28 protein-coding genes and 1 other RNA gene are annotated in these 25,171 nt (G+C 31.0%); 19 read left to right on the forward strand and 10 right to left on the reverse strand.

The features are described from left to right. From N1F78_RS11550 to N1F78_RS11595, 10 genes are all read left to right on the forward strand, one after another. Entirely contained in the window at positions 1–864 is an 864-nt protein-coding gene (locus tag N1F78_RS11550; RefSeq protein WP_406683319.1) for a BT4734/BF3469 family protein, read from the forward strand. After that, positions 840–2,291, forward strand: a complete 1,452-nt coding sequence (locus tag N1F78_RS11555; RefSeq protein ID WP_406683320.1) for a DUF5906 domain-containing protein — start codon at positions 840–842, stop codon at positions 2,289–2,291. Before N1F78_RS11550 ends, N1F78_RS11555 begins: the two co-directional genes overlap by 25 nt. Before the next feature lie 178 nt (positions 2,292–2,469). Next, positions 2,470–3,168, forward strand: coding sequence for a hypothetical protein (locus tag N1F78_RS11560; RefSeq protein WP_406683321.1), 699 nt, complete (start codon positions 2,470–2,472; stop codon positions 3,166–3,168). A 4-nt stretch (positions 3,169–3,172) separates the two neighbouring features. Beyond that, on the forward strand, positions 3,173–3,523 hold the full coding sequence (locus N1F78_RS11565; RefSeq protein ID WP_406683322.1) for a hypothetical protein: 351 nt from the start codon (positions 3,173–3,175) through the stop codon (positions 3,521–3,523). Beyond that, complete coding sequence (locus N1F78_RS11570) at positions 3,524–5,803, forward strand: hypothetical protein (protein ID WP_406683323.1); 2,280 nt, start codon at positions 3,524–3,526, stop codon at positions 5,801–5,803. It begins immediately after the preceding gene. A 1,047-nt stretch (positions 5,804–6,850) separates the two neighbouring features. Further along, on the forward strand, positions 6,851–7,117 hold the full coding sequence (locus N1F78_RS11575) for a hypothetical protein (protein WP_406683324.1): 267 nt from the start codon (positions 6,851–6,853) through the stop codon (positions 7,115–7,117). Between the two features lie 474 nt (positions 7,118–7,591). Beyond that, positions 7,592–8,716 carry a hypothetical protein gene (locus N1F78_RS11580; RefSeq protein ID WP_406683325.1) on the forward strand — a complete coding sequence of 375 codons (1,125 nt, stop codon included), beginning with the start codon at positions 7,592–7,594 and terminating at the stop codon, positions 8,714–8,716. A 3-nt stretch (positions 8,717–8,719) separates the two neighbouring features. Next, positions 8,720–8,953: a hypothetical protein gene (locus tag N1F78_RS11585; protein WP_406683326.1), complete on the forward strand. Its 234-nt coding sequence runs from the start codon at positions 8,720–8,722 to the stop codon at positions 8,951–8,953. Between the two features lie 83 nt (positions 8,954–9,036). Continuing rightward, positions 9,037–9,279, forward strand: coding sequence for a hypothetical protein (locus N1F78_RS11590; protein WP_406683327.1), 243 nt, complete (start codon positions 9,037–9,039; stop codon positions 9,277–9,279). 10 nt (positions 9,280–9,289) lie between these two features. Continuing rightward, the gene (locus tag N1F78_RS11595; RefSeq protein WP_406683328.1) at positions 9,290–10,426 is read left to right on the forward strand and encodes an AbiH family protein; all 1,137 of its coding nucleotides are present in this window, start codon (positions 9,290–9,292) and stop codon (positions 10,424–10,426) included. Positions 10,427–10,431: 5 nt separating this feature from the next. Here N1F78_RS11595 and N1F78_RS11600 read toward each other — a convergent pair whose 3' ends face one another. Together N1F78_RS11600 and N1F78_RS11605 are read right to left on the reverse strand one after the other, a co-directional pair. After that, positions 10,432–10,710, reverse strand: a complete 279-nt coding sequence (locus tag N1F78_RS11600; protein ID WP_406683329.1) for a hypothetical protein — start codon at positions 10,708–10,710, stop codon at positions 10,432–10,434. Positions 10,711–10,714: 4 nt separating this feature from the next. Further along, positions 10,715–10,981, reverse strand: a complete 267-nt coding sequence (locus N1F78_RS11605; protein WP_406683330.1) for a helix-turn-helix domain-containing protein — start codon at positions 10,979–10,981, stop codon at positions 10,715–10,717. Positions 10,982–11,111: 130 nt separating this feature from the next. Between N1F78_RS11605 and N1F78_RS11610 the strand changes: the two genes are divergently transcribed. The 5 genes from N1F78_RS11610 to N1F78_RS11630 all read left to right on the forward strand — a co-directional run bounded on the left by N1F78_RS11610 (position 11,112) and on the right by N1F78_RS11630 (position 14,192). After that, positions 11,112–11,405, forward strand: coding sequence for a hypothetical protein (locus N1F78_RS11610; RefSeq protein WP_406683331.1), 294 nt, complete (start codon positions 11,112–11,114; stop codon positions 11,403–11,405). 11 nt (positions 11,406–11,416) lie between these two features. Next, entirely contained in the window at positions 11,417–11,734 is a 318-nt protein-coding gene (locus N1F78_RS11615; RefSeq protein ID WP_406683332.1) for an SH3 beta-barrel fold-containing protein, read from the forward strand. Positions 11,735–11,745: 11 nt separating this feature from the next. Then, the gene (locus N1F78_RS11620) at positions 11,746–11,943 is read left to right on the forward strand and encodes a hypothetical protein (RefSeq protein WP_406683333.1); all 198 of its coding nucleotides are present in this window, start codon (positions 11,746–11,748) and stop codon (positions 11,941–11,943) included. A 699-nt stretch (positions 11,944–12,642) separates the two neighbouring features. Then, positions 12,643–13,224, forward strand: a complete 582-nt coding sequence (locus N1F78_RS11625; protein ID WP_406683334.1) for a hypothetical protein — start codon at positions 12,643–12,645, stop codon at positions 13,222–13,224. Between the two features lie 5 nt (positions 13,225–13,229). Beyond that, on the forward strand, positions 13,230–14,192 hold the full coding sequence (locus N1F78_RS11630) for a hypothetical protein (protein WP_406683335.1): 963 nt from the start codon (positions 13,230–13,232) through the stop codon (positions 14,190–14,192). 74 nt (positions 14,193–14,266) lie between these two features. Here N1F78_RS11630 and ssrA read toward each other — a convergent pair. Continuing rightward, positions 14,267–14,661: a transfer-messenger RNA gene (gene ssrA, locus N1F78_RS11635) on the reverse strand. Between the two features lie 282 nt (positions 14,662–14,943). Between ssrA and N1F78_RS11640 the strand changes: the two genes are divergently transcribed. Continuing rightward, a complete protein-coding gene (locus tag N1F78_RS11640; RefSeq protein ID WP_406683336.1) occupies positions 14,944–15,456 on the forward strand; it encodes a hypothetical protein in 513 nt (170 codons plus the stop codon). A gap of 52 nt (positions 15,457–15,508) precedes the next feature. Here N1F78_RS11640 and N1F78_RS11645 read toward each other — a convergent pair whose 3' ends face one another. The 5 genes from N1F78_RS11645 to N1F78_RS11665 form a co-directional block, all read right to left on the reverse strand. Beyond that, on the reverse strand, positions 15,509–16,168 hold the full coding sequence (locus tag N1F78_RS11645) for a DUF1361 domain-containing protein (protein WP_406683337.1): 660 nt from the start codon (positions 16,166–16,168) through the stop codon (positions 15,509–15,511). A gap of 2 nt (positions 16,169–16,170) precedes the next feature. Beyond that, positions 16,171–16,527, reverse strand: coding sequence for a DUF2809 domain-containing protein (locus tag N1F78_RS11650; protein ID WP_406683338.1), 357 nt, complete (start codon positions 16,525–16,527; stop codon positions 16,171–16,173). A gap of 414 nt (positions 16,528–16,941) precedes the next feature. Beyond that, complete coding sequence (gene creD, locus N1F78_RS11655) at positions 16,942–18,315, reverse strand: cell envelope integrity protein CreD (protein ID WP_406683339.1); 1,374 nt, start codon at positions 18,313–18,315, stop codon at positions 16,942–16,944. 50 nt (positions 18,316–18,365) lie between these two features. Continuing rightward, positions 18,366–18,662 (reverse strand): winged helix-turn-helix domain-containing protein, encoded by a 297-nt coding sequence (locus tag N1F78_RS11660; protein WP_406683340.1) that lies wholly within the window; start codon positions 18,660–18,662, stop codon positions 18,366–18,368. A gap of 56 nt (positions 18,663–18,718) precedes the next feature. After that, a complete protein-coding gene (locus tag N1F78_RS11665; RefSeq protein WP_406683341.1) occupies positions 18,719–19,327 on the reverse strand; it encodes a hypothetical protein in 609 nt (202 codons plus the stop codon). Positions 19,328–19,422: 95 nt separating this feature from the next. Between N1F78_RS11665 and N1F78_RS11670 the strand changes: the two genes are divergently transcribed. Then, entirely contained in the window at positions 19,423–19,800 is a 378-nt protein-coding gene (locus N1F78_RS11670; protein WP_406683342.1) for a DUF1801 domain-containing protein, read from the forward strand. A gap of 2 nt (positions 19,801–19,802) precedes the next feature. Here N1F78_RS11670 and N1F78_RS11675 read toward each other — a convergent pair whose 3' ends face one another. Further along, positions 19,803–20,543, reverse strand: coding sequence for a hypothetical protein (locus N1F78_RS11675; RefSeq protein WP_406683343.1), 741 nt, complete (start codon positions 20,541–20,543; stop codon positions 19,803–19,805). Between the two features lie 5 nt (positions 20,544–20,548). Then, positions 20,549–21,370, reverse strand: a complete 822-nt coding sequence (gene kdsA, locus N1F78_RS11680; protein WP_406685688.1) for a 3-deoxy-8-phosphooctulonate synthase — start codon at positions 21,368–21,370, stop codon at positions 20,549–20,551. Between the two features lie 229 nt (positions 21,371–21,599). Here kdsA and typA point away from each other — a divergent pair, with 229 nt between their 5' ends. Both typA and N1F78_RS11690 read left to right on the forward strand, forming a co-directional pair. Further along, positions 21,600–23,399, forward strand: coding sequence for a translational GTPase TypA (gene typA / locus N1F78_RS11685; protein ID WP_406683344.1), 1,800 nt, complete (start codon positions 21,600–21,602; stop codon positions 23,397–23,399). Positions 23,400–23,850: 451 nt separating this feature from the next. Next, positions 23,851–25,155, forward strand: a complete 1,305-nt coding sequence (locus N1F78_RS11690; protein ID WP_406683345.1) for an O-antigen translocase — start codon at positions 23,851–23,853, stop codon at positions 25,153–25,155. The last annotated feature ends 16 nt before the right edge of the window (positions 25,156–25,171 follow it).

Raw genomic sequence — 25,171 nt, forward strand, 5'->3', positions numbered from 1 at the left:
ATGAACAAATCTGAAAGATTACAATCTAACGTAACGATTTTCAAAACTCTTTACAGTAAGTACCCGAAAACAATCACATTGGAAAAGGCTTTGAATAGGATTCGCAATGGAGCTTCAAAGGAGCTCGTTCAACAAATCAGAGGGAGTAGTGATGCTCATGAGCGAAATAGATTGAAGAAACAACTTCCCCCTATAGCTTTTGGAGGGGAATTTGATAACAGGACTAAACAAAGAAATTCCTCAGGTATTGCTTGTGTTGATTATGACAAAGTTAAAGATATTGCCCGTTTGAAAAAGGAACTCAAAAGCGACAAATATGTTTTAGCTTTTTGGTTATCACCTTCAGGAAATGGAATTAAGGCATTGGTTAAAATCCCCCTAGTTCATGGAGCTGTAAGGTATAAAGAGCATTATACCGAAATACTCAAGCACTTTGCTCATTTAAGCCCTGATAAGTCCACTTCAGATGTAAATAGGCTGTGTTTCGAGAGTTATGACCCTAATTTGTATTTCAATCCAAATGCGAAAACCTTTAGAAAGAGAAAGCGAATAGAAATCAATAGGACTTATACTCTATCAACAACTCCAGAAGTTGATGATAATAAGAAAATTGATAGAATAATGTGTTGGTGGAGTAAAAACTTTGGTTTCAATCATGGTGAACGTAATAACAATCTTTTCATTTTAGCTTGTAGCCTTGGTGAATTTGGTATACCTCAACCTACTACAAGCTTTTTATTCGACGCTTTTGTCTCTCAGGATTTTGCAAAATCTGAAGTAGAATCCATTATCCGTAGCGCTTATAAAAAGGTCTCGTTTAATTCTAAATCCTTTACATCATGGGCTCGGCAATTGAAAAATTAAGCGAAAAAGTAATTGAACTAAAATATGGTTCAAACGAGAATATTTTTTGGGATGAATTCTATACTAATAAAGGTACTAAAGACTATAAAATAAATACAGTTAAACTACGTGGTTATTTACATGAAAAAGGCTTTAGGAATTACAACGGAGAGCCAATTCTTATTGCAAACAATATTGCAACCAAAGTTAATCCAGAGTTTATTTTCACAGATACCTTAGAATACATAGAGAGTTTTAAAAATGCTTACCTGGAAGCTGCTTTTTTGAAGCACGGAGAATCACTCCTTATTAAGACCAAATCAATCATTTTAGGACTTAAAGAGAGCGAAACGGAGGTGTTAAGAGATGCCGTTAATACTAGTTATCACTATTATAAAAATGGTGTGGTAATGGTATCGAAAATGAAGCCAATTGAATTAATCCCTTATGAAGAAATTAAAGGTTTTATTTGGGAATCAAGCATCCTACAACGTGAATTTAAAATGTTTGTAGATAGTGATGAGGTTATTAATCAATCCATGTTTTTCAAGTTTCTTACTAGAGTTACCAACGACGAAGAGCACTTAGAATCATTGCTTTCTGCAATTGGATATTTGCTACATAAATACAAGGACCAAAGAAAGCCAATAGCCATAATTATTAATGATGAGAATCTAGTTGATGAGGGAAAACCTAAAGGAGGAACCGGTAAAGGAATAATAGTTAAGGCATTGTCATCTATAATTGAAAAGGCCATGTACAATGGTAAAAATTCAGACTTCACAAATAACAAGTTTGCTTACCAGAATGTGAAAGACACCACTAATGTTTTGGTAATTGATGATGCTCCAAGAGGTTTTGATTTTGAAGGTTTATTCAGTGTACTTACAGATGACATGCCAATTGAAAGGAAACATAAACCAATGGTCGTTTTTCCTTATAGTGATAGTCCTAAGTTCGTAATTACTACCAATTACACTATTAAAGGAACGACATCAAGTTTCAAAAGAAGAAGATTTGATACCTACCTAACCAATTATTACAGCGATACAAGAACACCTGCTGAGGAATTTAAATGTGAATTCTTCAATGGTTGGGATAAAGAGCAATGGCAGGAGTTTGACTATTTCATGATGACCTGTTTAAGGAAGTTTTTGAGTTTTGGATTGATACCCTTTGAAAGTTATGATTTGCGTTTAAAAATGCTTAAGAATGAGACCTCAGCTGAGTTCTATGAGCTTATGGAGGAAAGTTTTAATAAGAAACGAATAATCTATACATACTCAGAGATAAGACAGAAACTAATCTCAATTTTCGGAGAGAAGTACTATTTCCTTGAGAAATCGCATAAAATAGTCGTCGACTGGGTTGATAGGTATGCAGAGTTTAAGAAGTTAAAAGTTGATAAAAGACGTGGAAACAATGGTTATAGGTTTGAATTCCTCTAAAATCGTGTACGTAGTGTACGATGAGTGTACGTCGAGTGTACGTACAAACCCAAGTAAACACTGGTCTGGTGTACGTAGTGTACGTTTTTCAATAATATACGCGTATAGAAGAAAAATTATAATAAAGAATAATTCGGAATTAGGTACACTAAGTACACTATTCTAACATAATAACGAAATGGAAGAAATAAAAGCTCCAACAACTCAGTTGGATATTACTAAAGTTGAAAGTATACAAAACTTTACAGAATCTGATATAAGTGAATTCTTCGAAAACTCTTTGGTGTATATTAAAGGAAGTAAGGAGAATGCCTCAAATGCTTTAAAAATTCTAAATGTTTTACTGAATGAGACCTATGAAAAAAAACTGGGTTTTGATGACGCCATTCTAAACCTTTGTTACGCCTGTTACAAGGTTTTGGAACAACCCTGGGAAAAATATTTAAGGAACAGTACTTACGAAAGAAACCATGGAGATATTTCTGCTTTTATTCATAATACCATATTAGACTATGGAAGATTTCCAAATGTATCCATGATTGCTTCAGAAACAGGACTTTCAAGAATGACAGTTCATAAGCATTTAAAAGATGGATTTGATCATAAGTTCAATGAACTTCTCAATGGTAAAATTCAATACATGATTCCAAAAGCCTTGGAAAAGTTATACCTCATTGGTGTTGAGAATAATAATTCTCATGCACTAAAGAATTTTATTGAGCTATCAGGGTATAAGAAGCCTAATAACACTACTGAAATCAATAATTACATTCAAATTAACAATTTGAAATTATCAAAAGAGGAGTTGGAGAAACTTCCTCATGAAACAATACTAGAATTAGAAAATATTATATCAAAAGCAATTATTAAAAAATAGCATTATGGCAAACGAAGTTTTTAAATTAAAATTTATAAGTAATAACGAAGGGGAATTTATCATTGATGAACCGATAGGATTTGATAGTATTCCATTTACGAGTAAACAGGATGACAAGCGATTATCAAGAGATATTTCATTCGGAGGAGACAAAGACAATCAATTTACTTTTTTTAGAATGAGGGAACATAAATTAGACTTGCTTCTTTACTATTTTGAAACATTTGGATGGGAAAGTAAGGTTGAACTAATCATCGAGAAAGAAGGTGTTAATAATATCATTGGAGATTTAGATTTCTTCACCTCTAAAACGGACATGCTAGAGTATTTCAAGTGCAATGTAATTCAGAGATAAATGAAGACCAAACTTTACAGAAATAAAGAGTTCAATGTGGATTTGTTTAGCGATATAGATTTGTTTGACAATCCGATTGAACCACTCAAAGGAATAAATGTTTTACTTAAAGCTAAACCAGTTACCCAAACATCTTCATGGGAGGTATCTGATGAGTTTGATGAAAAACTAGATGCTGTTACAGAAGGTTTGTTTGATAAAGGAACAAGTGCATATTATGTTTTTAATCCTTTAGTAAACTTAACTTCCGCCAACATAGAGGGTTCTTTGGCGTTTTTCCAGAATTTTCAAGGAGGATTATCAAATAAGACCTCAGATTTAGGGGATGACTTTATAATTATTGAAGCTCAAAATAATTTAAGAAAAGTAAAGGTTGATATTTCTGAGTTAGATTTTCAAATGAATACCGATGTTGATAATGGAGGTGATGGATATATTGATTTTGAATTAGTTTTAAAATATGGTCCAGTTTTTGAAACGGCAACCAAACAAGTTTTCCATAAAGATTTTGTAAGAGAGCATCAATCCTACTCTCATTCAGATGACTATTCATTTACAATTCCATTTTTAACAAGAGGAGAGTATGTATGGTTATATTATGATGTAAAAGTAAGGCAGAGTAGCACTAAAACAATACCAGGTGTTAACCCTAAATTTGAGGCTTTTATTACCGTTAATTCAATGAATGTAGATGTAACAGCTTCCTCTATAGCCTATAACACTATAGCTCCTTCCATACGCTTAAAAGATGGTGTTTCTCAGGTTGTAAAATCTCTTTCTGGATTAGAAACGTCGTTTCCATTTGCAGAACTTAACGGAGAAATGTATAACCAACGTATTTTTAGCGGTAATCTTCTTAGGAATTTAACAGACCAACCTTTTATTATTTCATTAAAAGATATTGAAGAATGGCTTCCTGAAATATATGGAGATTATGAAGTACAAGATGATGGCACTGTTTTTTTTGGTAAGTATGAAGATTTTTACCAAAAAGAGGAAATAGGTGTTTTTACAGATGTAAGATTTGATTCTTATAAAAAGTATTTCAATCCTAGATATGCTATAAATCAATTTAAGTACAAATACAAAAAATACCAATCACAAAAAGAAAGTGAAGTTGAAAATACATTTGACATAGCACATGGAGAGACTCAATGGAGGGTTATGAACGACAGTGTTGAAAACACAAAAGAGTGTAACATTTCTTTTGTTAGATGTTCATTTTATTTAGATGAACAAAGAAGAAAAGCTTTTGATTTAGATGATAACACAGCTACTCAAGATGATGATACTATTTTTATACTTGACACTAAAGAAGCAACAAATGATAGTGAGTTTACAGAAACAGATTATTTACAACATACTTACAATGAAGAAACAGGGTATTTAAAATTAACAAATACAGGTAGTTTTAATTTTATTTTGTTAGGGTTAGCTGTTGGTGATCCATTTATAATACTTGATGATGCAAATGAAGGGCATTATGAGATTATAGAAGTTACAGATAGGTATATTATTATAGATGCACAAACAGGAGATACTTCTAATAATGGAGATAGAACTACTCAATTTACTTATATTGTTTCTAAGACTACAGCTCCGTTTATTTCATGGTCCAGTGAGGGGTTTAACTATATTGATGGTATAGTAGATTCTGATAATTTTGCTAATTTAAAGTACACAATTAAAAGAAATGTAGTTAGGTTTTATAATCAATACCTTTCTACTTGTAATCAGTTTTCAAAAAAGGCAATAAAAAACACCCTTTATAATAATAATGGAACGTTGTCTTTAGGTTATGATGGAATTCAGACTATAGAGAATGAAGATTTCACACCTTCAGAGCAAATACTAAGTCCTTATATGCATGATATTACCATAATAACAGATTTCAATACGTTTATTGGTTTACAGAAACAAATGAAGTTGCAGAGGGGTTATATTCGTTCTTATGATGCTAAAGGGCATGTTATTAAAATATACCCTCAGGAAATGACTTTTCAGAATACAGGAAACTTAGGAGAGTTAAATATTATAGGAGAGGAAAAATATAACCCATCACTTATAAATATTATTTACTCAGGTAGCGGATATGTGGTTATAAATAATGAGTATAGGTTACAAAAAATAACTTATAAAATAGATAATGAAAATATTCACTTAATGGACCAAAGTGGTTTGTTATTGTATAATCCATTATCATGGAATAAAATAACTATGAATGATGTACTAGCCACTTCAAAAGAAGAATTAATAGAGTGGTTTGAACAAATTACATAAATATATTAAAAAGAAATTATTCATTTCTTTTTAATGCTTAGTTACAATTTATATTCCCTGGAATAAAACGCCTTGGAATTTTTATTTTGTGCATTCCTTATAGTGAATTCGGTACTATTTTACAGAAATCATGTTAAAAACTGAAAATCATCTATCAAAACTTTCCGGAAGTGAAGGAAATCATTTGCAACAGAGAAATTGGTTAAACTTTTTGTTTTAGAAGCCTTATCTATTTGGTTGTCTATCAGTTTATTAAACCAAAAAAGCCAGAAAGGCGATTCTGGCTTTGGTACTTGAACATTTTGTGTTTCTAGATTGATTCTGTACTAAATCTGTTGCACTTAGGATAAGATTCAACTAAATCATGCCAAGTTTTATCGTTAAAGGTTAATCTTTATTTTCCTTTCATGTTTGACTCACAACTTTTTATTTTGTTCCATAAATATACGTTTTTTCTGTTTAACGGAGTAATACAATCGTCTAAATACTCTTTTTCTTAACAATACACATGTGTAAATACTTACAGATTGAATTTTGGTTACTCAACTTTCAAAACTTTTTGTAACAATTATACAGCGTATTGCTACTAATATTACAAATAAGCTCGTAAGGCGATTCGAACTTATTTAACATTAATAATATGGAAACTTTTCTAACACTGTTGCACTTAGGACTGGTTCTTTTGATTATCTGGGCTGCTAGTCGGCGCTGGTAAATAAAGAAACCATAGATTGGATGAAGAAAGTAATTCAAATCTAAAAAGAACAACAATCTAGACCCTGTATTAGGCGATCAGGGTCTAGATTTTAGCTAAATTATTAATTTAAAAAAAACATCCTCATGGAGTATATTTTTTTAATCCATTTATTGTTAATCTTAGCGATTATCATTGCCGGAAAGGGCAAGTAACTGATTGTTTAACCCATAAAATATTAAAAGAAGAGATTAATTTATTAGTCTCTTCTTTAGTATTAATGTTTTTGCAAAATTGTGTAAAAGCTAAAATTTGTAGCATTCGACTCAAAAAATTTCCTGTAATTTTATGTTATGAAATACACCAAGTACTTTTCAATTATTTCAAAAGAATATGGACAGCCTAAACTTGATAATTATCAATTTGGTAGGATGATGAACATTATCCATATAGAGGGGGTAATTCAAGGTATCGAACAGATTAGAAATGGTTACAAAAACACTCCAGAATATACTAGGTTTGATTTAATCATATTTAAGCAAAACAAGAAATTAACTGAATTAACCGGTAATATTAAACCTGAAGATTTACTAAAGGAAATGCTTAGTTTTTCTGAGTAATTATTAATTTTAGAAAATATTGTAATCTTTTTAAGTATGTATTACTCAATTTTCTTAAGAAAAGAAAGTAATGAATTTAAGTCGCATGCTTAAGATAGAGTTTTTACAAAAAAGGAATTAATGCTAATATGTCATACATTGCTGGACCAGTTGATAGAAATACGTCTTTTTAATGGGGATCTTCAAAAAGAAAAAAGGATACGGTTATCATGATTACCAGAAGAAAGAATTCAAACAGTTTGACCAGTTTCATTGGTTAAAGGAATCCTTAAAAACAGGTTTGATGGTTATTCTATTAATTTTAATATTATATCTCATCTATTTTACGGGTCAATTGGTTATGGACTACATCAATTAACCTTCAAAATGTTTGCAATGTGTAGTATTTTACATATATTAGTGTAATTATCCCTAATTATTCTCTCGCATTAATAGTTTTCAATTAATTAGTATAAACCTTATAATTATATGAACATGAAAAGAATTCTATTATTATTAATTTTCGTTTTATTGGGAACAGGGTGCATTCATTCACAAGAAATCATTACTGAGAAATATGTTGTCAATCCCATATCCTGGAAAAATCCATTGATGTCTTTGGTTGAAAAAGAAAACCTCAAATTAAAATTTAAACAAGTCGATGCAGTAGGAGACACTACTTCAGTTCACGAAATAAATAAAGTGCTGAAATCAGAAATGCATTTCAGGGCCAAATGTTTTCAGGTTTCGAATGGATATGAATTGGACAATCCTTTGGTTGTAGAGGTTAAGGAAAAAATGGACAGTTTAATTAAAATGTGGAATATTTATAAAAGTCTTGATTTTAGACTCCAGAAAACATATAGAAAAGAACTAGAGAGAACTTTTTCTAGCAAAAGGGTTAACAATGAATTTAAAAACGATAGATATAATCTTTGGGAAAGGATAATTAATTTGACAAACGAAATAGACCATAAATTCCCATGCCCTGGAGGTTTTTCAAGCATTAAGGGAGCTATAAAATTCGAAAACGGATATTTAAATTTTGAGCCGTTTAAATATAGAATTCTACCATTTGAAGATATTAAAGTTAAAAGAATGAAATCCTATCTAAATGGACTTGATGAAGAATATAAGAAGAGGAAAATAGGTATAAAGGTGAAATCAAATGAACTTGTGAACTTGAAAAACAAATCATGGGGATTTGGAGCTCTAACATTACCTTTTAAGGTCTATGCTTTTTCAAAGGAAAGGGATAGTACCAAGGGAAATAATGTCTTTACCGATGCTAACATATCTCTTTTTGCTTCCCGTCAATGGGGTTACCATGGTTACAATTCCAAGGGAAAAATAGAAATGGTTCGGTCACATTCAATGAACTTCTTGTTAGGTCTATCAAGGGTTACAATTAACGATAAAAACTCATCAAGGACAGAGTCTGCAGATTTTAATACTCTTGCAATAAGTCCTGGGGTTGCTTACGGATTTTACTTAAATAAATTTGGTTTTTTTGTTGGTCTAGGCCTCGATATACCTTTCCATTCAGAAGGGAGAAAATGGTATTTTGATAAGCAGCCTTGGGTAGGTTTTGGTATAGGTTACAGCGTATTCAAAGATTAGAAAATGACCTTATACGAGTTCAATTCGCTCACTTTAGAAGAACAGCAAAAGGTAGTTTGGAAAAATGGCACTTTCTTAGACCATCATATCACAGACAAAGAAAGATGTTCATGCTATGCAATTGACAAATTCTTTGTTGAGGTCGTCTATGATGGAGAAAATAATGTTATAACCGAATTAAGGAGTTTTAAGACAGGTGTGTTATTGGATAAATATTCTTCCAATCCATTATTATAACTTATTGGAAACCATTGTTTTTTTGTCATATTATACTTACTTTAGTTGGCATATTGTCCTATTAACCTTAAATAATATAAATTATGACTAAAGAGATCAAACCAAAATGGACTCAGCAACGAATCAATTTTGTTAAAACCTATGGGGAGCTTGACGATAGTGAGACTCTCAAAGAAATCCTCTTCACCCAGAAGTGTATTTTTGAAAAACTTGAACAAAATAGAAGCAATACTTCAAAACTAGTTTGGTGGCTGATAGCCATACCAATTATTTTTTTTCTTTTTGCGTTTGTATTCGGGTTAGGCGGTTTGGCGGCCTCAATATAAAATAGTTTAAATGATCAAAAGAGATACAATTCTTATAATAGGCAACGGTTTCGATCTTGCCCATGGAATGCCAACTTCTTACAATGATTTTGCTCAAAATTATCTTAAGGTTATAGCACATTCATTAATCAATAATGATTTCGGTTCTATCGTTTCCCCATCTTTTATTGATTTTCTAGACGCCTATAGATGGAACGGTCCTGAACTTCGTAGAAATGTTAACCATCGTGCTCTTAGTGTGCTTTGCAAAGACATCGAGGACAAAAGACAGGACAATATTATTAGTTTTTTAAATGGAAATCCTTCATTAATAGGTTCGGTTATCAATAATAGATTTTTGGCAAAACTTTATAATGACAGTTATATCAATTGGTTTGATATTGAAAATGCATTTTTTGAAGAGTTAGTTAGAATTAAGAATGATATTTTAAACCCAGCACTAACTCATGAAAAGCAAAAAGAAAGGATACATATGCAAAAAAAGGCTTTAACCAGATTAAACAATGAACTTAATCAAATTAAAGAGGCCTTGAAAACATATTTGTCTTCTCTAGAAATAAAAACAAATGATGAAATTAAAGAGTTTTTCAGATCCTCAGGTTTATTAAAAAGAAAATTTCATATTATAAATTTCAACTACACCAGTACAATGAAATCATACTTGGATGAATTGTTTACTTCTCATTCGGCACACTTATCTCTGAATATTCATGGTTCTTTAAAGGATAAGATAATCTTCGGGTACGGTAATGATCATGACCATCATTATCAAGAAATGAAAAATCTAGGGTTGGATGAATTTCTAGAGAATTTCAAAACGTTCGATTATTTAGATAATAGAAATTACATTGATTATTTTAAAAATGAATTAATCAGACTAAGAAGCTACGACGTTGTTGTTATGGGTCACTCATTAGATCAGACTGATAAAACGTTATTATCGAAGATAGTCAACTCCACAGCATGTGAAGAAATTCATTTACTCAAAAGAGGAGACCTTTCATTAGATAAGGCATATAAGGCATATAGGACACTGTTATATGCTTTAAGCAGAATAATAACGAATGATGATACACTTAGAGACAAGGTTGTTAATTTCGAAGATTCGGTTTCTTTTCCTCAGAATTATATTGAACAAGTAAGCTAAGGTGTCTAGTATTTATTCAATCGTTCGGCTTCATCATACACACTAGAAAGCACGTATTTACCTTTTAGACTACTAGGTTTTATCAAACACTCGGGCTTTTTTATATGCTCATAGAATACATTCTGACTCATATCTAAGATAAACCTGGCGTCTTTTGCTCCACATATTTTCTTTTGGATATCTTGTCTTGTTAAGCTTATTAATTGATTAAGGGTCTTAGATTCTATTATTTGATATTTACCTGATTCCAGTAGGTTGTTTATTGATTCCAAAGTATGTTCCAAAACATTATGATTTTAATTTACTTATGTCAATCTTCCCAATTGAAACTGGTTTCCCATCTTTCATTATAAACAAATCGTTTTCCTCCGGGTTCTTACCTGAGAATAAATCACGAACCTCAACCTCTAGAGCCTTAGCTATCTTCTCTAATGTATCAACAGTTGGATTCCCATTGATGATTCTACTTAAGGATACCTGAGTCATTCCAATCTTATCCGCAAAAGACGTTACCGTAAAACCTTTTTTCTTTATTATTTCCTTAATTATTAGCATTTTATATTATTTATTACGTCATAAAGTTATAAAATATAAAATAAATAACGTTAAAACATCACGAATATTTGCATTATATTACATTATGTGTTATATTTGGAATATAATTATAACGTTAAAACGTAATAAAATGAAGACAAAAGAATTCAAACAGTATTTAAGAGACAATAAGGAGAAGTTAAGAGGTTGTTCAACTAACGTGTCTTATAAGGGTGAGAAAGTATGGTTTAAAACACTTAATGACCTTGGAACTTATCTATTAACTATTCTCTCTAAAGATTCTTACTGCGTGGTTAGTAATCATTTTGGAAACGCTTTTACCATAATGGATAAGGAGCCTAGTAATGTCCTTCAAACAATGACAGAAAGACAAATGAATGAAGGTATTTACAATCAATTAAAATCTTGGGGAACAACCGTATAAATCAATATATTATGAAGACAACATTTAGATCAAAAGTATTCAAAAGAGCGTATGAAATTATGAATAGCACAGGGAAAGCTTTCTCTGTGTGTCTAAGTAAGGCCTGGGTCTTATACAGATTAGCCAAAGAGATGAGAAATAACGATGAGGTTCATTTTACCTATGAAAAGAAGGATGGCAGCTTAAGAAGAGCGTTAGGAACATTAAGAGACGTTAAACAGTTTGTAAAAGGTACTGGAAAAACAAACAATAAGGTGTTTCATTATTGGGATTTACAGGCCTCAGCTTTTAGAAGTTTCAAAGTAGAGAATTTAATATCAGTATTTTAAACCAATTCGTCATGATAATAATAAAACTCCCAAAACAGAAAGAGATTCAAGTATTACCGGTTTATACCAAGTTATCAGAAATTGAACTTGAAAATATAGCCTTAGAGAACCAGTTAGATAAATATGAGGTGAAAGAGCATGAGACGTTTAAATGCGTAAACAGGACATTTGAGTTTGAATATTACTCCTATACCTTCAAATATAACTAGCGATTTTTTCGACTATTTCGCTCCCTAGCCTTTTCGATTTTTTTAATAATACTATTTCTAAGCTTAAGTTTAGCCTCTTTTTTAAGAGGCTTTTCTTTTACCTCATTTTCAAGCCATTTCAATAAATGTCTTTTCTCATTTATTTATTGGAAGCTCTGAGATAATTGGTTGAAGTGTTTCTACTATCATGAGCTAAATATAGGAGGTTTTAGAGTTTCTAATGAAATAATAAGTATAAGTACTTATTGTTATAAGCTTGTTATTTTACTAATTAAATTGATTTCGGAATACATTTTCAGAGAACCGTGAAAAGAGGAATTCAGCAATTGTTTTTGAGGCAGAAGAATTATCTAAACTTGCTTATGGGTTTTCTAAGGATTTTATTATGATTGGTGTTTTCAGTTTGGTAAAAAATGGCATTTTGATTAAGGAACCTGTGAGAAATGCCGCAATATCAAGGCTAAGCTATCAAATCACTCCTCTTTTTCATAAAGTATTAAGTTTTTTGGGTTAATTCGATAGTTAGATTTCATAATTTCTTTTGGTCGAATAGTTACAATTTAATAGTTAATTTAATGTCAAAGAATATTTTTTTTCTTTAAAAAAGTTATATCTTTAAATAATTCTTAAAGTATTATTAAGTAAATTACTACATTTGCATGATTTAATATTTTCCTTTAAATTGAATAGATAAGATTAATGAAAGAAAAAGAACTTAAAACTCTAGTAGAATACTCCGAGGCTTTAGATAATTTAGCTAAAACTAAAAGTACTGATGTTTTCCGAAATAGAGACCATCAGCATGCTGCTATTCTTTTATCTAAAATCTTACGATACTCAAAGAATAGTTTTATTTTGTTTGATGATGATTTAAAAGGGGATATTGTAAAACACGATGAAGTAGAATCTTTTAGAAATGCGGTAATTAATTTTATCAGTAGAGGAGGGAATATTAAAATTGTTATTAGCGATAAAGACGCTAATGATGACCTGGCTTTCCGTGAGTTTCTTTTTATTCTTACTGAATTATTCCCTGAACAAGTTGAGTTGAAATTAGCAAAACCAGAGTTTAAGGCTTCAATGAAAGAAATTTTTGGAGAGAAAGTGAACTTTGCGGTTGGTGATACTAACAAATTTAGACTTGAAACCTTTGAGAATAATTCTAAAGAGAATAAAACCAGGAAGGCCATGGGATCGTTCAATGACGAATTAATGGCGTCTACTCTTTTTGATGCTTTTCATACAAATTATGAAAGCTACTGCATGGAATATACACAGTAGTTTACATGCAATTAAGTGACTTTAATTCTTATTTTGAAATATTAGTCGGTATTAACCTTGGTTTTGCGGCCGTAAAGTACTTCAGGCGTATAATCCGTGTTAGCCTATTTAAAAAGAATCATTCGACAAATAAACTAGATGATTTACTTCATCGATTAAGAGTTCAATTAACGGAGTCCGAAGATAATCCTGAATTTCATAAGCAGTTAACTCGGATGCAGAAAAAAGTACAGGTTGCAACAGATACCTTAGATGAGAAGGAGAATAATTACCAATGTTTTTTTGAGCTCCTCAGACCAATATCATTTATGTTGTCCTTGTTATGTGTTGCTTATTTGTTATTAGCAGGTTTTCAAATAAGTTCTGATAAACCTGATTTATATTGTAGTTTTTTCTTTAGACTATCATGTTTGGTTGCATCATATTCATTTATTATATTTTATTGTACCCTATCCGATAGAATTCTTATTAATAAACTAGATGTTAAACTTTTTGAAATTTTAATTGTATTTTCAGTGTTTTCAATATTGTCATGTGATAGTGTGTTTTTGTATTTGTTTGCAAATGACATTCTTAAAATTATTGGAATAGCTCTAACTCCTGCATTACTTTATGTGTTAATAATTGCTTATAGGGTTTTAAAATTAGCTAAATATAGAAGTAAAACTTTTAGAGATTTGTTAAAAGATTTTTGGTCTTTGACTAAACAGAATTTCTTAGCAGGTTTGATTTATGTTGGTGTGCTGTTGATTAGTATAATTCCTGTTATTGTATATCAACTATACAACTATATTTCCATTTATTATTTAATTGTTCTGACAACACCATTGCTTTTGTATGCTTTTATGTTTATGAGGGTTTGGTATCATAAACATAGCTTTGGAAAAAAGTATCTTTTACTTTCCATAGAATACTCTAATAATTTAGATTTTGCATTAGTTGATGAAAAAGAAAAATCACAAGAGTAGTAACTCTAATACTTACACCTAAACTGACACCTTAAAATTAAAAACCCAGTAAATACAATACTTACTGGGTTTTTCTGTGGAGTCGGAGAGAATCGAACTCTCGTCCAAACAAGTTACCAAAGAGCTTTCTACACGCTTATTCTTTTCTTGGGTTTTCGATTATAAGCTGGTTAAAGACAACCTACTTATAACTTATCTTTTTTAGTTTCGAAAGGGCAACAAAGCACTACCCAATCTATATTGACATTTACGATGCCTCAAAATGGAACGCCGTCAATCAAGGCTTTCCGGAGACATAAAGCTTGTACACCTTGTGTACCTAGGCTAATTCTACTATAATTCGAATTATGCAGCTAAAGCGTAGTTATTCTCGCCGTTTAAAATTTGGTCTAGCCTTTTACGTGTTTCAATGCCATTACACGACGTGCTTACCGTTTAATTAATCTCGCTGTCAAAACCAGTCGACCCCATTAAAAAGTAATTTTTGCGTTACCCTAACGGGTCAGGCTTTCAGCAGTCGCTTTTTGCAAAGAGCTCCTACAAATGCTTCAATCCTTAACGCAGAGGGCAAAGGTATCAAAAACTTTCAAATTCATTTCAAATACAGCATGTATATAACAAAAAATGTTCCTAAAATAATGGATGATGAATAATGTATTCCTGCGATTACTTTTTAGAGAGTGCTTCATAAAATATATAAATTCAAATAATTAGGTTATATTTAGACTAATTAACCAATAATCAATTATTTATGAAAATTATTTATTTAAACGTGCTCATTGTTTTATTACTTGTAAGTTGTAAAGCGGAACCAGATAATTCAGCTAACGAATTATTTGCTAAAAATTCTAAAGTTGTATTACAATCAATTTCCGATTGGGAAAATGAAACACTAGATTATTCCATTTTTGCTGATGATGCTGTAGGTTTAAATACTTTTTTTGGTGCAGAAGTAGATACTGTCTTGATTCAGAGTGAAGAATCAAAAGCTAATGACAAAGCTTTTTTAGCAAGGTATGATTTTAAATTTTTAGGAAAACCACCGGTACTTCTGCCAGGAGTAAATGCCGATACAAAATTACCTGACGGGTCGGTAAGGTATTATGGTGCTTGGGAGGTTACTTTACCCGCTACAGATTCCACTGAAGCAAAATCCGGTGTTATTAAAGTTTATAATTCGTTAGATTTTGATGAGAACGGAAAAATTATATATACCCAAGGTTATGGTGATTATACTGGTATAATGAATTATTTGAATAAATAATTAGTTATTTGTAAAAAATCGTTGAAGCCGCCAAAATTTATTTTGGTGGCTTTTATTTTTCTATGGTAATAATTTTAAAACCATAATAACCAACTATTAAAAACGAGCCAAACAATAGGGTAAACAACCAAGCTTCAATATGCAGGTTTGGATGGAATATTATGTCGAAAATATCATTAAAAAGAAAAATTGGACTTTGAACAATTTCCCAAGAGTTATAACGCAAAAACCTACCTAGATATACTCCAAACCCACAGAGAAATAATATGACAATTATAAGAGGCTTTACATATTTGTCTTTAATCCTTTCTTGCAAAATGGATTTCATATCTAATAAGGATAAGTATAATAGCATTAGCCCTGTAAAAGCAAAAGAACTAACCACCAATATATCTAACCATAATAGATGTGTGTTACTTATTTTTAAGTGTAGTAGGTCGGTTATAATGTAAGGTGCATTTGGCAAAAAAAGCAGCCATACACCAAACCAAATGAGTAACCCAAATTTACTGAGTTTGGGGAGACTTACTAAATAGGTTGTGATAGCAAAGGGTATGACCGCTAGAAACAAATTCCAAACCAAAAACAGGTAAAAAAAGGAATGTGTTAACTTTATTCTAATCATTAACAGCACAATGCTGAAAATGATAGAAACACATAAAAGTGCAAAAGTTTTAAATTGACTAAAAAGGAGATGTTTTATGTTGTTCATATCTAATATGTTCTATTATTACTATTGTTAAAGTGCCTAATACATAAGCTACTAAATCTCACAACTGAAAAGTGCTGCCTAAAATTAATTTTATAGCATAATTGTTGGTTTAGCTTATCTAAAATTCCGGATAGCTGCAAAAACTCTATTGAAAACGAAAAAATTAAAGTGCTAATAGCGATGATATTAGAATGCCCTTTTATGAAAATTTTTGCAAAACAATAAATCAGGATTACTACTAGATAATCGCCAAGTGTATAACGTATAAAACCAGTTGGGACAAATATGGCTATTAAGGCTTCTATTGAAAAAAGAAGTAAGAACAGTAATAAGTATGTTCTATTAATTTGGAGATTCATAATAGGTGATTTGTTAATATTAAGAAGTAGATGATTGTTACGGGAATATTCAACAACACTAAACCAATCGTATTTGCTATTTCGAATTTTAGTTGAGCTTTTCCCAGTAAAGAAATAATTAAAGCGATTAGAGATATAAAATTTACAATAGTTGAAATAACAATAAATATAACTCCGATAAATATTAGGTTGACAGAGTTTCTTAAATACAATTGAAGAACAAAAAGAATTGTTCCAATAATAAAACTTAAAACTGTAATGGCTTTACTTGTTGTTATTAAATTTTTCATACGAGGCTTATTGCGATAGCGATTGAAGAGATATCCTTTTTTGAGATTTGAGAAAAAGATTTAGTGTAAAGCGCGACCCCGCTCACGCGGGGTAACACCCTACGCAAAACACTAACCAAAAAAATCATCCGTTGTTCCAATCTATTTTTCTTGAGGCGAACATGACTATTGCTAAGATTAAAAACAGACCTAAGCTACCAACTAATAAGGCATAATTTTCTAATTGAATGATAACATAAATAAAGGTGTATAAGGCTGTTAATGAAAGCCCAATGAATACAGGAAACTTTAGCTTTTTAAGTATGGTTTTAGAATATACTGTGATAAGGGCAATAACTGAACTGCCGGCAATTAAATAGGCTTTTAAAAAGTTACTGTGCTCTGATATGGAAACCAATAAGGTGTAAAACATGGTTAGAGCTAAACCAATCATTAAATACTGAAATGGATGAATGTGAATTTTACTTAAGGTTTGAATTAAAAAGAAGATTAGAAAAGTGAGACCGATAACTAGAAAACCGTATTTTGATGAGCGCTCACTTTTTTGGTATTCATCAACTGGAATCATAAAGTTTACTCCAAATGCAAATTCATTCAAGTCTGGTAAGCTTTTAAAATGCTGCTGGGAAAAGGGACGGTTTATATCCAATATTTTCCATTTGGCATCAAATCCATTTTCATGTATTTTATCGCCGTTGTAGGGAAGAAATTCACCAAAAAAGTTAGCGTCTTTCCAGTTGGAGGTAATATTGGCTTCTGTTGTTTTGCCTATGGGAATAAACCTTATTTGTTCGCTTCCCTTAATATTAAAGTCTATATTGAAAGTTAATGGTTTTGTAGTTTGGGGATTTAAAAGTATGTTTTTGGTTTCTAATGTATGCAGTGCCATATGGTTGTACCCATAGTTTTTTTGTGATGCGTTGTATTTTGAAGTTAAATTAAAACTACTATCGTCCAGTTTAAGGTTTGCTGTGTTAACCCCTTTTACGTTTGATGATTTTATAATGATTTTAGCTTTATCCCATAAAATGTTTTTATCATCTACTTCAATTTCACTAAAGTCTGGTTTTACAAATGTTCCAGACATTTTAATGTCACTATTGTAAACTGCTGTAGTATAAATACCTCGATTTTTGGTTTCTGGGTTAATATTAGAATTTATGTTAATGTTTTCTGGAAAGAAATAGGCTATTCGAATTTCCTTAATTAATTCAACATATGACTTTTTAGTTTTCTTATCGGTTACTGTTTTTTCTTTAAAAACTCTATAGGGTACTTTTAAAATAGGCCCATAAATTAATACTTGTTTTCCCCATTGATTATTTATTTCTTCAATGGCTTCGGTTTGCCTGTGAGACCGTTCTCTAATTAATTCTTGAATAAAGAATAACGGAATTAATAGTACTAATGTTAGAAAACCTATCATTAGCATTCTAGCTGTAATTGATGTTTTTAGCCAGTGACCAAATTTGTTGCTTTGTTGATTTTGCTGTTCCATGTTTTTAATTTTAAAGTACTTTGAAATACAAAGTAAAATGATAAAAAAATTTATTTCTGTTTATTAATTATTGACTCTAATGCTTCAACATGTTTTTTAAAGGCAGCCCTACCAAGTTTTGTGGTAGAGTAGCGGGTATTTGGTTTCCTACCTATAAATTGCTTTTGAACTTTAATATATTCAGCTTTTTCAAGGGCCTTGGTATGGCTTGCTAAATTACCATCGGTAGCACCTAAAAGTTCCTTTAACATATTAAAATCTGCATATTCATTTACCATTAGAACAGACATAATACCAAGTCTTATTCTATGATCAAATAATTTATTTATGTTGGTTATTATACTCACTTTCTTATAATTCTTTAAGTTCAAAGTTACTGAAAACTGTCGCTGAAAACTCAGAACTATTTTCTATCATATTTAAAGTGCATCCAAGTGCCATAAATAATATGCATGAAACCAAAACCAATTACCCATAACCAAAATCCGAAACCAGGTTTCCAAGCTCCAATTAAGCCAAGTATAATTTGAATATAGCCTAAATACCTAATGTCTCCAATGCTATATTTCGATGCATTAACTAATGCTAAGCCGTAAAAAATAAGCATTAATCCACCAGATTGCCCGTATTTCCCTTGACTTAAAATTATTAAAATGTATAATCCACCAACCACTAAAGGAATTAAAAAATTAAGAACTAAACGTTTTGAAGTGGCATCCCATATTTTAGTGCCGTGTTTTTTTGCCTTTCTAGTCGTTAAGCATATTCCTGTTGCTACGCTTAATAGAGCAACCAAACATAAGGTTAACATACAGAGTCTATATATGTGGCCATCCAATATTAGTACGCCTTTACTATAGGTAGAAACTAACCAATAGGATATGGCAGCACCTATTAATGCATAAAGACCTGCTAGTATTCCAGATAATCCACTTAGTGAAATAAAGCGAGAAGATTTATTCATTAAATCTTTAATCTCACTTATGTCTTTTAAATAATCTTTTGATTCCATGTGAAAGTACTTTGAAATACAAAGTAAATGAATATTTTTCAAAATCACATCATAAAATTTTGTTAAGTTTGATTAAATCTTAATAGTTCTAACATTTGAAACCAGTAGACCAATATTTTTTTAATCAGAAGGAACCTTATCAATCTATCATGCTTTATGTTAGAGATGTTGTATTGAAAACTATACCTGATGCGGTAGAACGGTACAGTTATAAAATCCCTTTTTATAATATTGGTAAAAAGCCAATGTTATATTTAAATATTTTGAAAGGGAAGAATTATGTTGATGTAGCTTTTGTTCAAGGGGTGTTACTAGAAAAGGAGTTTCCAATTTTAAAGAATGATAATAACAGGAAGCAGGTACGTTCAATTCAACTAAAATCAATTGAAGATTTAGACCAAGAGCATTTTGAAGCGCTTTTACTTAAAGCTGCAGAAAGTATCCGGAATAGTAAAAAGGCATGGTTTATATAGTATTAATTTATTACTTCATAAAACTTAAACCTTCCTCTTTTCTTATTTTCCTTCTTAAAGCCCCTAGCGTCTTTGTGATTTGGCAAATTGAACTCTTTGTCCTGAATTTCCATATTTCGAAAATTAATTAGCCTAAACTCCATACTTCCTTCAATGCTTTTGGTAAAGACTTTATAATAATATAAAATAGAGTTGTCAATTATGTGTGCTACTTCTTTTGGATGAATCTGATTCCCGATATTTCTAAGGAGATTTCTATTGTCTTGGAGTTTTAAAGTATCTGAGCTAGAGTATACATAAACCTCATTTCCGTATTGTCTTTTTAGCTCAATTTTTTTAAATGATTGATGTTTATTTTTAAAAAAGAAAGAGGTGTCTTTGATTTTAAAATTAATAATTATTCCAAAATGGGAATTCTCTCCATTGTATAACTTACCAAAATTTAGGTTGTCTTCATTCATTGAAAGATTTTTAGTTTTATCCAGATTGTCTTGATATATAACATAAATTTTTCTCAGTGAGTCAATAAAAATCTCTTTTTCATAATTAGCTTTATTAGTCGTTTTAATGTAGCTCTTATTCTTGTAGACTATTTTTAAAGTGTCGAAATATTTTTTTGAATTAGGGTTAACTTTCCCATTTATTTTCATCAGGTGATGATAAACCAATTCACCTTCAAATTTTTTTTGAGCCGAGAGCTGACTAAAATCGAAAAAGCAAATTACAATTAATAAAAACCTCATTAATTCTAAGCTAAACTATTTACTGTTTTCCTAATAGCCACCAAGTTAGTTAACAGGTTCTCCAAATTATCTAAATGTAACATATTAGCGCCATCACTTTTTGCATTAGCCGGATCAAAATGGGTTTCAATAAATAAACCATCCACATTATTAACAATTCCTGCTCGGGCAATCGTTTCAATCATATCTGGTCTTCCCCCTGTTACACCTACAGTTTGATTTGGCTGCTGTAAAGAATGTGTAACGTCTAAAACAGTTGGAGCATATTCACGCATAGTTGGGATACCTCTAAAGTCTACAATCATATCTTGATAACCAAACATAGTTCCTCTATCTGTAATCCACGCTTTGTTACTTCCCGAATCTTTCACTTTTTGAACAGCGTGCTTCATAGCTTCAGGGCTCATAAATTGTCCCTTTTTCAAATTGACTACTTTACCTGTTTTAGCAGCGGCAACAACCAAATCAGTTTGACGGACTAAAAATGCAGGTATTTGCAATACGTCAACATATTCTGCAGCCAAAGCTGCATCAGAAACTTCATGAATATCGGTAACGGTAGGTACCTCAAATGTATCTGATACTTTTTTAAGAATTTCAAGAGCCTTTTCGTTGCCAATTCCTGTAAAACTATCAATTCTACTACGATTAGCTTTTTTAAAACTTCCCTTAAAAACATAAGGTATCTCTAATTTATCTGTAATTGATACCACCTTTTCAGCAATTTTTAACGCCATTTCTTCACCTTCAATGGCACATGGTCCACATAGTAAGAAGAAATTGTTTGAATTGGTGTGCTTTATCTTTGGAATATCTTGAAGGTTCATAAATTTTGATTCTGTATTTAAAGGGGCAAAGATACTACTTATAGTTAACCAAATAAAATCAATCATTGCTAGTTGTATTAGTGATTAAGGCATTTGTTGGAGCTCCTTGAAAAGAGCGACTGCCGAAAGCACGACCTCACCAAAGTGAGGTAATACCCAAAAAAGTATTATTGTGTTATATATCCATAATTTATGAGTAACTTTGCACGCTTAAATTAAGGAGCCTGGTATGAAAACTATAAAAAATATTGCTATAATTGCCCACGTAGATCACGGTAAAACTACTTTGGTTGATAAGATTATGTATCACTGTCAACTATTTCGTGAAAACGAAAATACGGGTGATTTAATTCTTGATAATAATGATTTAGAACGTGAAAGAGGAATTACAATTACCTCTAAAAATGTATCTGTTACTTACAAGGACACAAAAATAAATATCATTGATACACCAGGTCACGCCGATTTTGGAGGTGAGGTAGAACGCGTATTAAATATGGCAGATGGTGTGTTGTTGTTAGTTGATGCCTTTGAAGGACCAATGCCTCAAACACGTTTTGTGTTACAAAAAGCTGTTGACTTAGGGTTAAAACCTTGTGTGGTAGTTAATAAAGTAGATAAGGAAAATTGTACACCAGATGAGGTTCATGAAAAGGTGTTTGATTTAATGTTTGAGCTTGGAGCAGAAGAGTGGCAATTAGATTTTCCAACGGTTTATGGTTCGGCAAAGAATAATTGGATGAGTGAAGATTGGCAAAATCCTACTGATAACATTGAGCCATTATTAGAAATGGTTATTGATCATATTCCTGAACCTAAGATAGAAGAGGGTACTACTCAAATGCTTATTACATCTTTAGACTTTTCATCATTTACGGGTAGAATAGCTATTGGGCGATTAACAAGAGGTGAATTAAAAGTTGGGCAAAATATTTCTCTGGTAAAAAGAGACGGAAGTATTGTAAAGTCAAAAATTAAAGAATTACACATATTTGAAGGTTTAGGAAGAAAGAAGGTAGATGAGGTTCAAGCTGGAGATATTTGCGCAATAGTTGGATTAGAAGGTTTTGAAATTGGTGATACTGTTGCAGATTGGGAAAGTCCAGAGGGCTTAAAAACCATAGCTATTGATGAGCCAACTATGAGCATGTTATTTACTATTAATGATTCTCCTTTCTTTGGAAAAGATGGTAAATATGTTACATCTCGCCATATTAAGGAAAGATTAACTAAAGAACTTGAAAAGAACCTAGCCCTTAGAGTTGAAGAAACTGATAGTGCCGATAAATTTATGGTATTTGGTCGTGGTGTTCTTCATTTATCTGTATTAATTGAAACGATGCGTCGTGAAGGTTATGAATTACAAATTGGGCAGCCCCAAGTAATCATAAAAGAGGTAGATGGTGTTAAATGCGAACCTGTAGAAGAAATGACTATTGATTTACCAGAAGTTGTTTCTGGTAAGGCTATTGAAATGGTTACTATGCGTAAAGGCGAAATGCTTAGTATGGAAGCTAAAGGTGATAGAATGGTTTGTGAATTCATTATACCTTCAAGAGGAATAATCGGATTGAGAAATCAGTTATTAACTGCTACGGCTGGAGAAGCTATTATGGCACACAGATTTAAAGAATATCAACCTGTAAAAGGAGGTATTCCAGAGCGTCAAAATGGGAGTTTAGTTTCTATGGAAAATGGTCAAGCAATTCCTTATTCTATAGATAAGTTACAGGAGAGAGGTAAGTTTTTTATTGATCCAGGTGAAGATATTTATGAAGGTCAGGTTATTGGAGAAAATTCTAGAGGTGATGACATGACAGTAAATGTTACCAAAACAAAAAAGTTAAGTAACGTACGTTCTTCCGGGGCTGATGACAAAGCTAAAATTGTTCCTGCAATTAAGTTTTCTTTAGAGGAGGCTTTAGAGTATATTCAGAAAGATGAATATGTGGAGGTTACTCCCAACCATTTAAGATTAAGAAAGGTTCTATTAAAAGAAGTAGATCGTAAACGAAATAAATCAATCTAAATTAATAGATTTGTAAAAATTAATTAAAAGAGAGGTTCTTGTTTAGGGTTTCTCTTTTTTTATCTTGTTTATTTAATGGAAATATTTGGTATTACATTAACTGAATACGTAGGTTATTTAGCTTCACTTATGGTGCTCCTTTCTTTTACAATGAAACGTATTAAAATGTTAAGAGTTCTTAATATGTTAGGGTGTATATTATTTGTGATTTATGGGTTTTTAATGCCTACTTTAAGAATAGGCTTACCAATAATCATTGCAAATACCGCTATATTTTCAGTCAATTTGTTTTACCTAGTTAAAAAAAATGATAAGTAGTTCTTCCTATTTATTAATGTGGTTTAATTCCTTTTAATCGATAATTGATTTTGTATATTTGGCATTGCCAATAACTACCCTAACAAGTTTACTAAATTGTAAATTAGCTATTAAAATTTAGATTAGTGCACAATTGAAAAAATTAATTGAATACATAAATAAGCATGTTTTAGTTAAGGTAGCGTCATTACAAATGGCTTCTGTATCAACTAGAATAATTGCTGGCTTATTAACCTCAAAGGCTATTGCTGTATTTATTGGAGCCGAAGGTATGGCTGTAATAGGTAATCTTAGGAATTTTGTTTCTTCTTTCCAGTCAATATCAATATTAGGATTTTATAAAGGTGTTGTTAAATACATATCAAGGTTTAAAGATGATGTTTCAGAATTAAGTAAAACTATCTCTACTGTTTTTTATTCTGGTTTCATTGCCACTATTTTAGTTTCGGTATTTTGTTATTTCAATGCAGAAGCAATTAATAATGTTATTTTTCCAAATTATAATAACTACACACTGGTAATAAGAGTTTTTGCTATTGTATTGCCTTTTTATGCTTTAAATATGTTTTCATTTTCTATAATGAATGGTTTTTCTAAGTATAAAATCTTAATAATAATTAACATAATTGGGCAGATTTTAAGCGTTTCAGTAGCCTTGTTATTAATTTATCAAGAAAGGCTCAAGGGGGCTTTGATATCTGTGGCAATTGCAGAGTCATTAATATTTTTAATAACCCTAGTTGGAGTTACAAATAGAAGGAGTTTAGTGCCTTTAATAAGTGCAAACAAGTTTAGTTATGGTTTGTTTAAAAAGTTAAGTTCGTATTCTGCAATGGCACTTTTTACAACCATTATTTTACCATTAGTAGCTATTGCGATAAGGTCTTATATAATAGAAAATATAGGTTATAAAGATGCTGGTTTTTGGGAAGCAATGACTAGAATATCTAAATACTACTTAATGTTTATTACTTCTATAATGACCCTTTATATATTACCTAGATTTAATGAAATAAATAGTGCAGAAGAGTTTAGAAAAGAAGTTTTTAGTTTTTATAAAACTGTAATACCAATATTAACAGTGGGGTTGTTGGCAATCTATTTGTTAAAGCCCATTATAGTTTCTGTAATTTTAACTGATGAATTTGAACCCGTTGAAGGATTATTTTTATGGCAGCTATTGGGTGATTTTATAAAAGTATTGTCTATGGTTTTGGCATTTCAGTTTATAGCAAAAAAAATGTTTTGGCATTATGTTTTGACTGAGGCATTCTTAATAGTAATTCTTTATGCTAGTAGTATTTATTTTCTAAATTATTTTGATAATGTTAAAGGAGCTGTAATAGCTCATTTTGTTAGTTATACTATTTACTTTATGGTTATTTTAACCATTTTTGGAAAGTCACTTTTTGGTAATGTAAGAGAGAAAACAATTTAATATTACTTTTAAAGTT

Origin of the sequence: Seonamhaeicola sp. MEBiC01930, from assembly GCF_045277075.1 — a bacterium.
Lineage (GTDB): Bacteria > Bacteroidota > Bacteroidia > Flavobacteriales > Flavobacteriaceae > Seonamhaeicola.

Coding starts and splice junctions, on each gene's coding strand:
- N1F78_RS11595 (WP_406683328.1), top strand. CDS start 9,290: ATGATCAAAAGAGATACAATTCTTATAATAGGCAACGGTTTCGATCTT.
- N1F78_RS11610 (WP_406683331.1), top strand. CDS start 11,112: ATGAAGACAAAAGAATTCAAACAGTATTTAAGAGACAATAAGGAGAAG.
- N1F78_RS11630 (WP_406683335.1), top strand. CDS start 13,230: ATGCAATTAAGTGACTTTAATTCTTATTTTGAAATATTAGTCGGTATT.
- N1F78_RS11565 (WP_406683322.1), top strand. CDS start 3,173: ATGGCAAACGAAGTTTTTAAATTAAAATTTATAAGTAATAACGAAGGG.
- N1F78_RS11575 (WP_406683324.1), top strand. CDS start 6,851: ATGAAATACACCAAGTACTTTTCAATTATTTCAAAAGAATATGGACAG.
- N1F78_RS11615 (WP_406683332.1), top strand. CDS start 11,417: ATGAAGACAACATTTAGATCAAAAGTATTCAAAAGAGCGTATGAAATT.
- N1F78_RS11550 (WP_406683319.1), top strand. CDS start 1: ATGAACAAATCTGAAAGATTACAATCTAACGTAACGATTTTCAAAACT.
- N1F78_RS11620 (WP_406683333.1), top strand. CDS start 11,746: ATGATAATAATAAAACTCCCAAAACAGAAAGAGATTCAAGTATTACCG.
- N1F78_RS11590 (WP_406683327.1), top strand. CDS start 9,037: ATGACTAAAGAGATCAAACCAAAATGGACTCAGCAACGAATCAATTTT.
- N1F78_RS11570 (WP_406683323.1), top strand. CDS start 3,524: ATGAAGACCAAACTTTACAGAAATAAAGAGTTCAATGTGGATTTGTTT.
- typA (WP_406683344.1), top strand. CDS start 21,600: ATGAAAACTATAAAAAATATTGCTATAATTGCCCACGTAGATCACGGT.
- N1F78_RS11580 (WP_406683325.1), top strand. CDS start 7,592: ATGAAAAGAATTCTATTATTATTAATTTTCGTTTTATTGGGAACAGGG.
- kdsA (WP_406685688.1), bottom strand. CDS start 21,370: ATGAACCTTCAAGATATTCCAAAGATAAAGCACACCAATTCAAACAAT.
- N1F78_RS11640 (WP_406683336.1), top strand. CDS start 14,944: ATGAAAATTATTTATTTAAACGTGCTCATTGTTTTATTACTTGTAAGT.
- N1F78_RS11605 (WP_406683330.1), bottom strand. CDS start 10,981: ATGCTAATAATTAAGGAAATAATAAAGAAAAAAGGTTTTACGGTAACG.
- creD (WP_406683339.1), bottom strand. CDS start 18,315: ATGGAACAGCAAAATCAACAAAGCAACAAATTTGGTCACTGGCTAAAA.
- N1F78_RS11555 (WP_406683320.1), top strand. CDS start 840: ATGGGCTCGGCAATTGAAAAATTAAGCGAAAAAGTAATTGAACTAAAA.
- N1F78_RS11625 (WP_406683334.1), top strand. CDS start 12,643: ATGAAAGAAAAAGAACTTAAAACTCTAGTAGAATACTCCGAGGCTTTA.
- N1F78_RS11560 (WP_406683321.1), top strand. CDS start 2,470: ATGGAAGAAATAAAAGCTCCAACAACTCAGTTGGATATTACTAAAGTT.
- N1F78_RS11675 (WP_406683343.1), bottom strand. CDS start 20,543: ATGAGGTTTTTATTAATTGTAATTTGCTTTTTCGATTTTAGTCAGCTC.
- N1F78_RS11585 (WP_406683326.1), top strand. CDS start 8,720: ATGACCTTATACGAGTTCAATTCGCTCACTTTAGAAGAACAGCAAAAG.
- N1F78_RS11645 (WP_406683337.1), bottom strand. CDS start 16,168: ATGAACAACATAAAACATCTCCTTTTTAGTCAATTTAAAACTTTTGCA.
- N1F78_RS11650 (WP_406683338.1), bottom strand. CDS start 16,527: ATGAATCTCCAAATTAATAGAACATACTTATTACTGTTCTTACTTCTT.
- N1F78_RS11665 (WP_406683341.1), bottom strand. CDS start 19,327: ATGGAATCAAAAGATTATTTAAAAGACATAAGTGAGATTAAAGATTTA.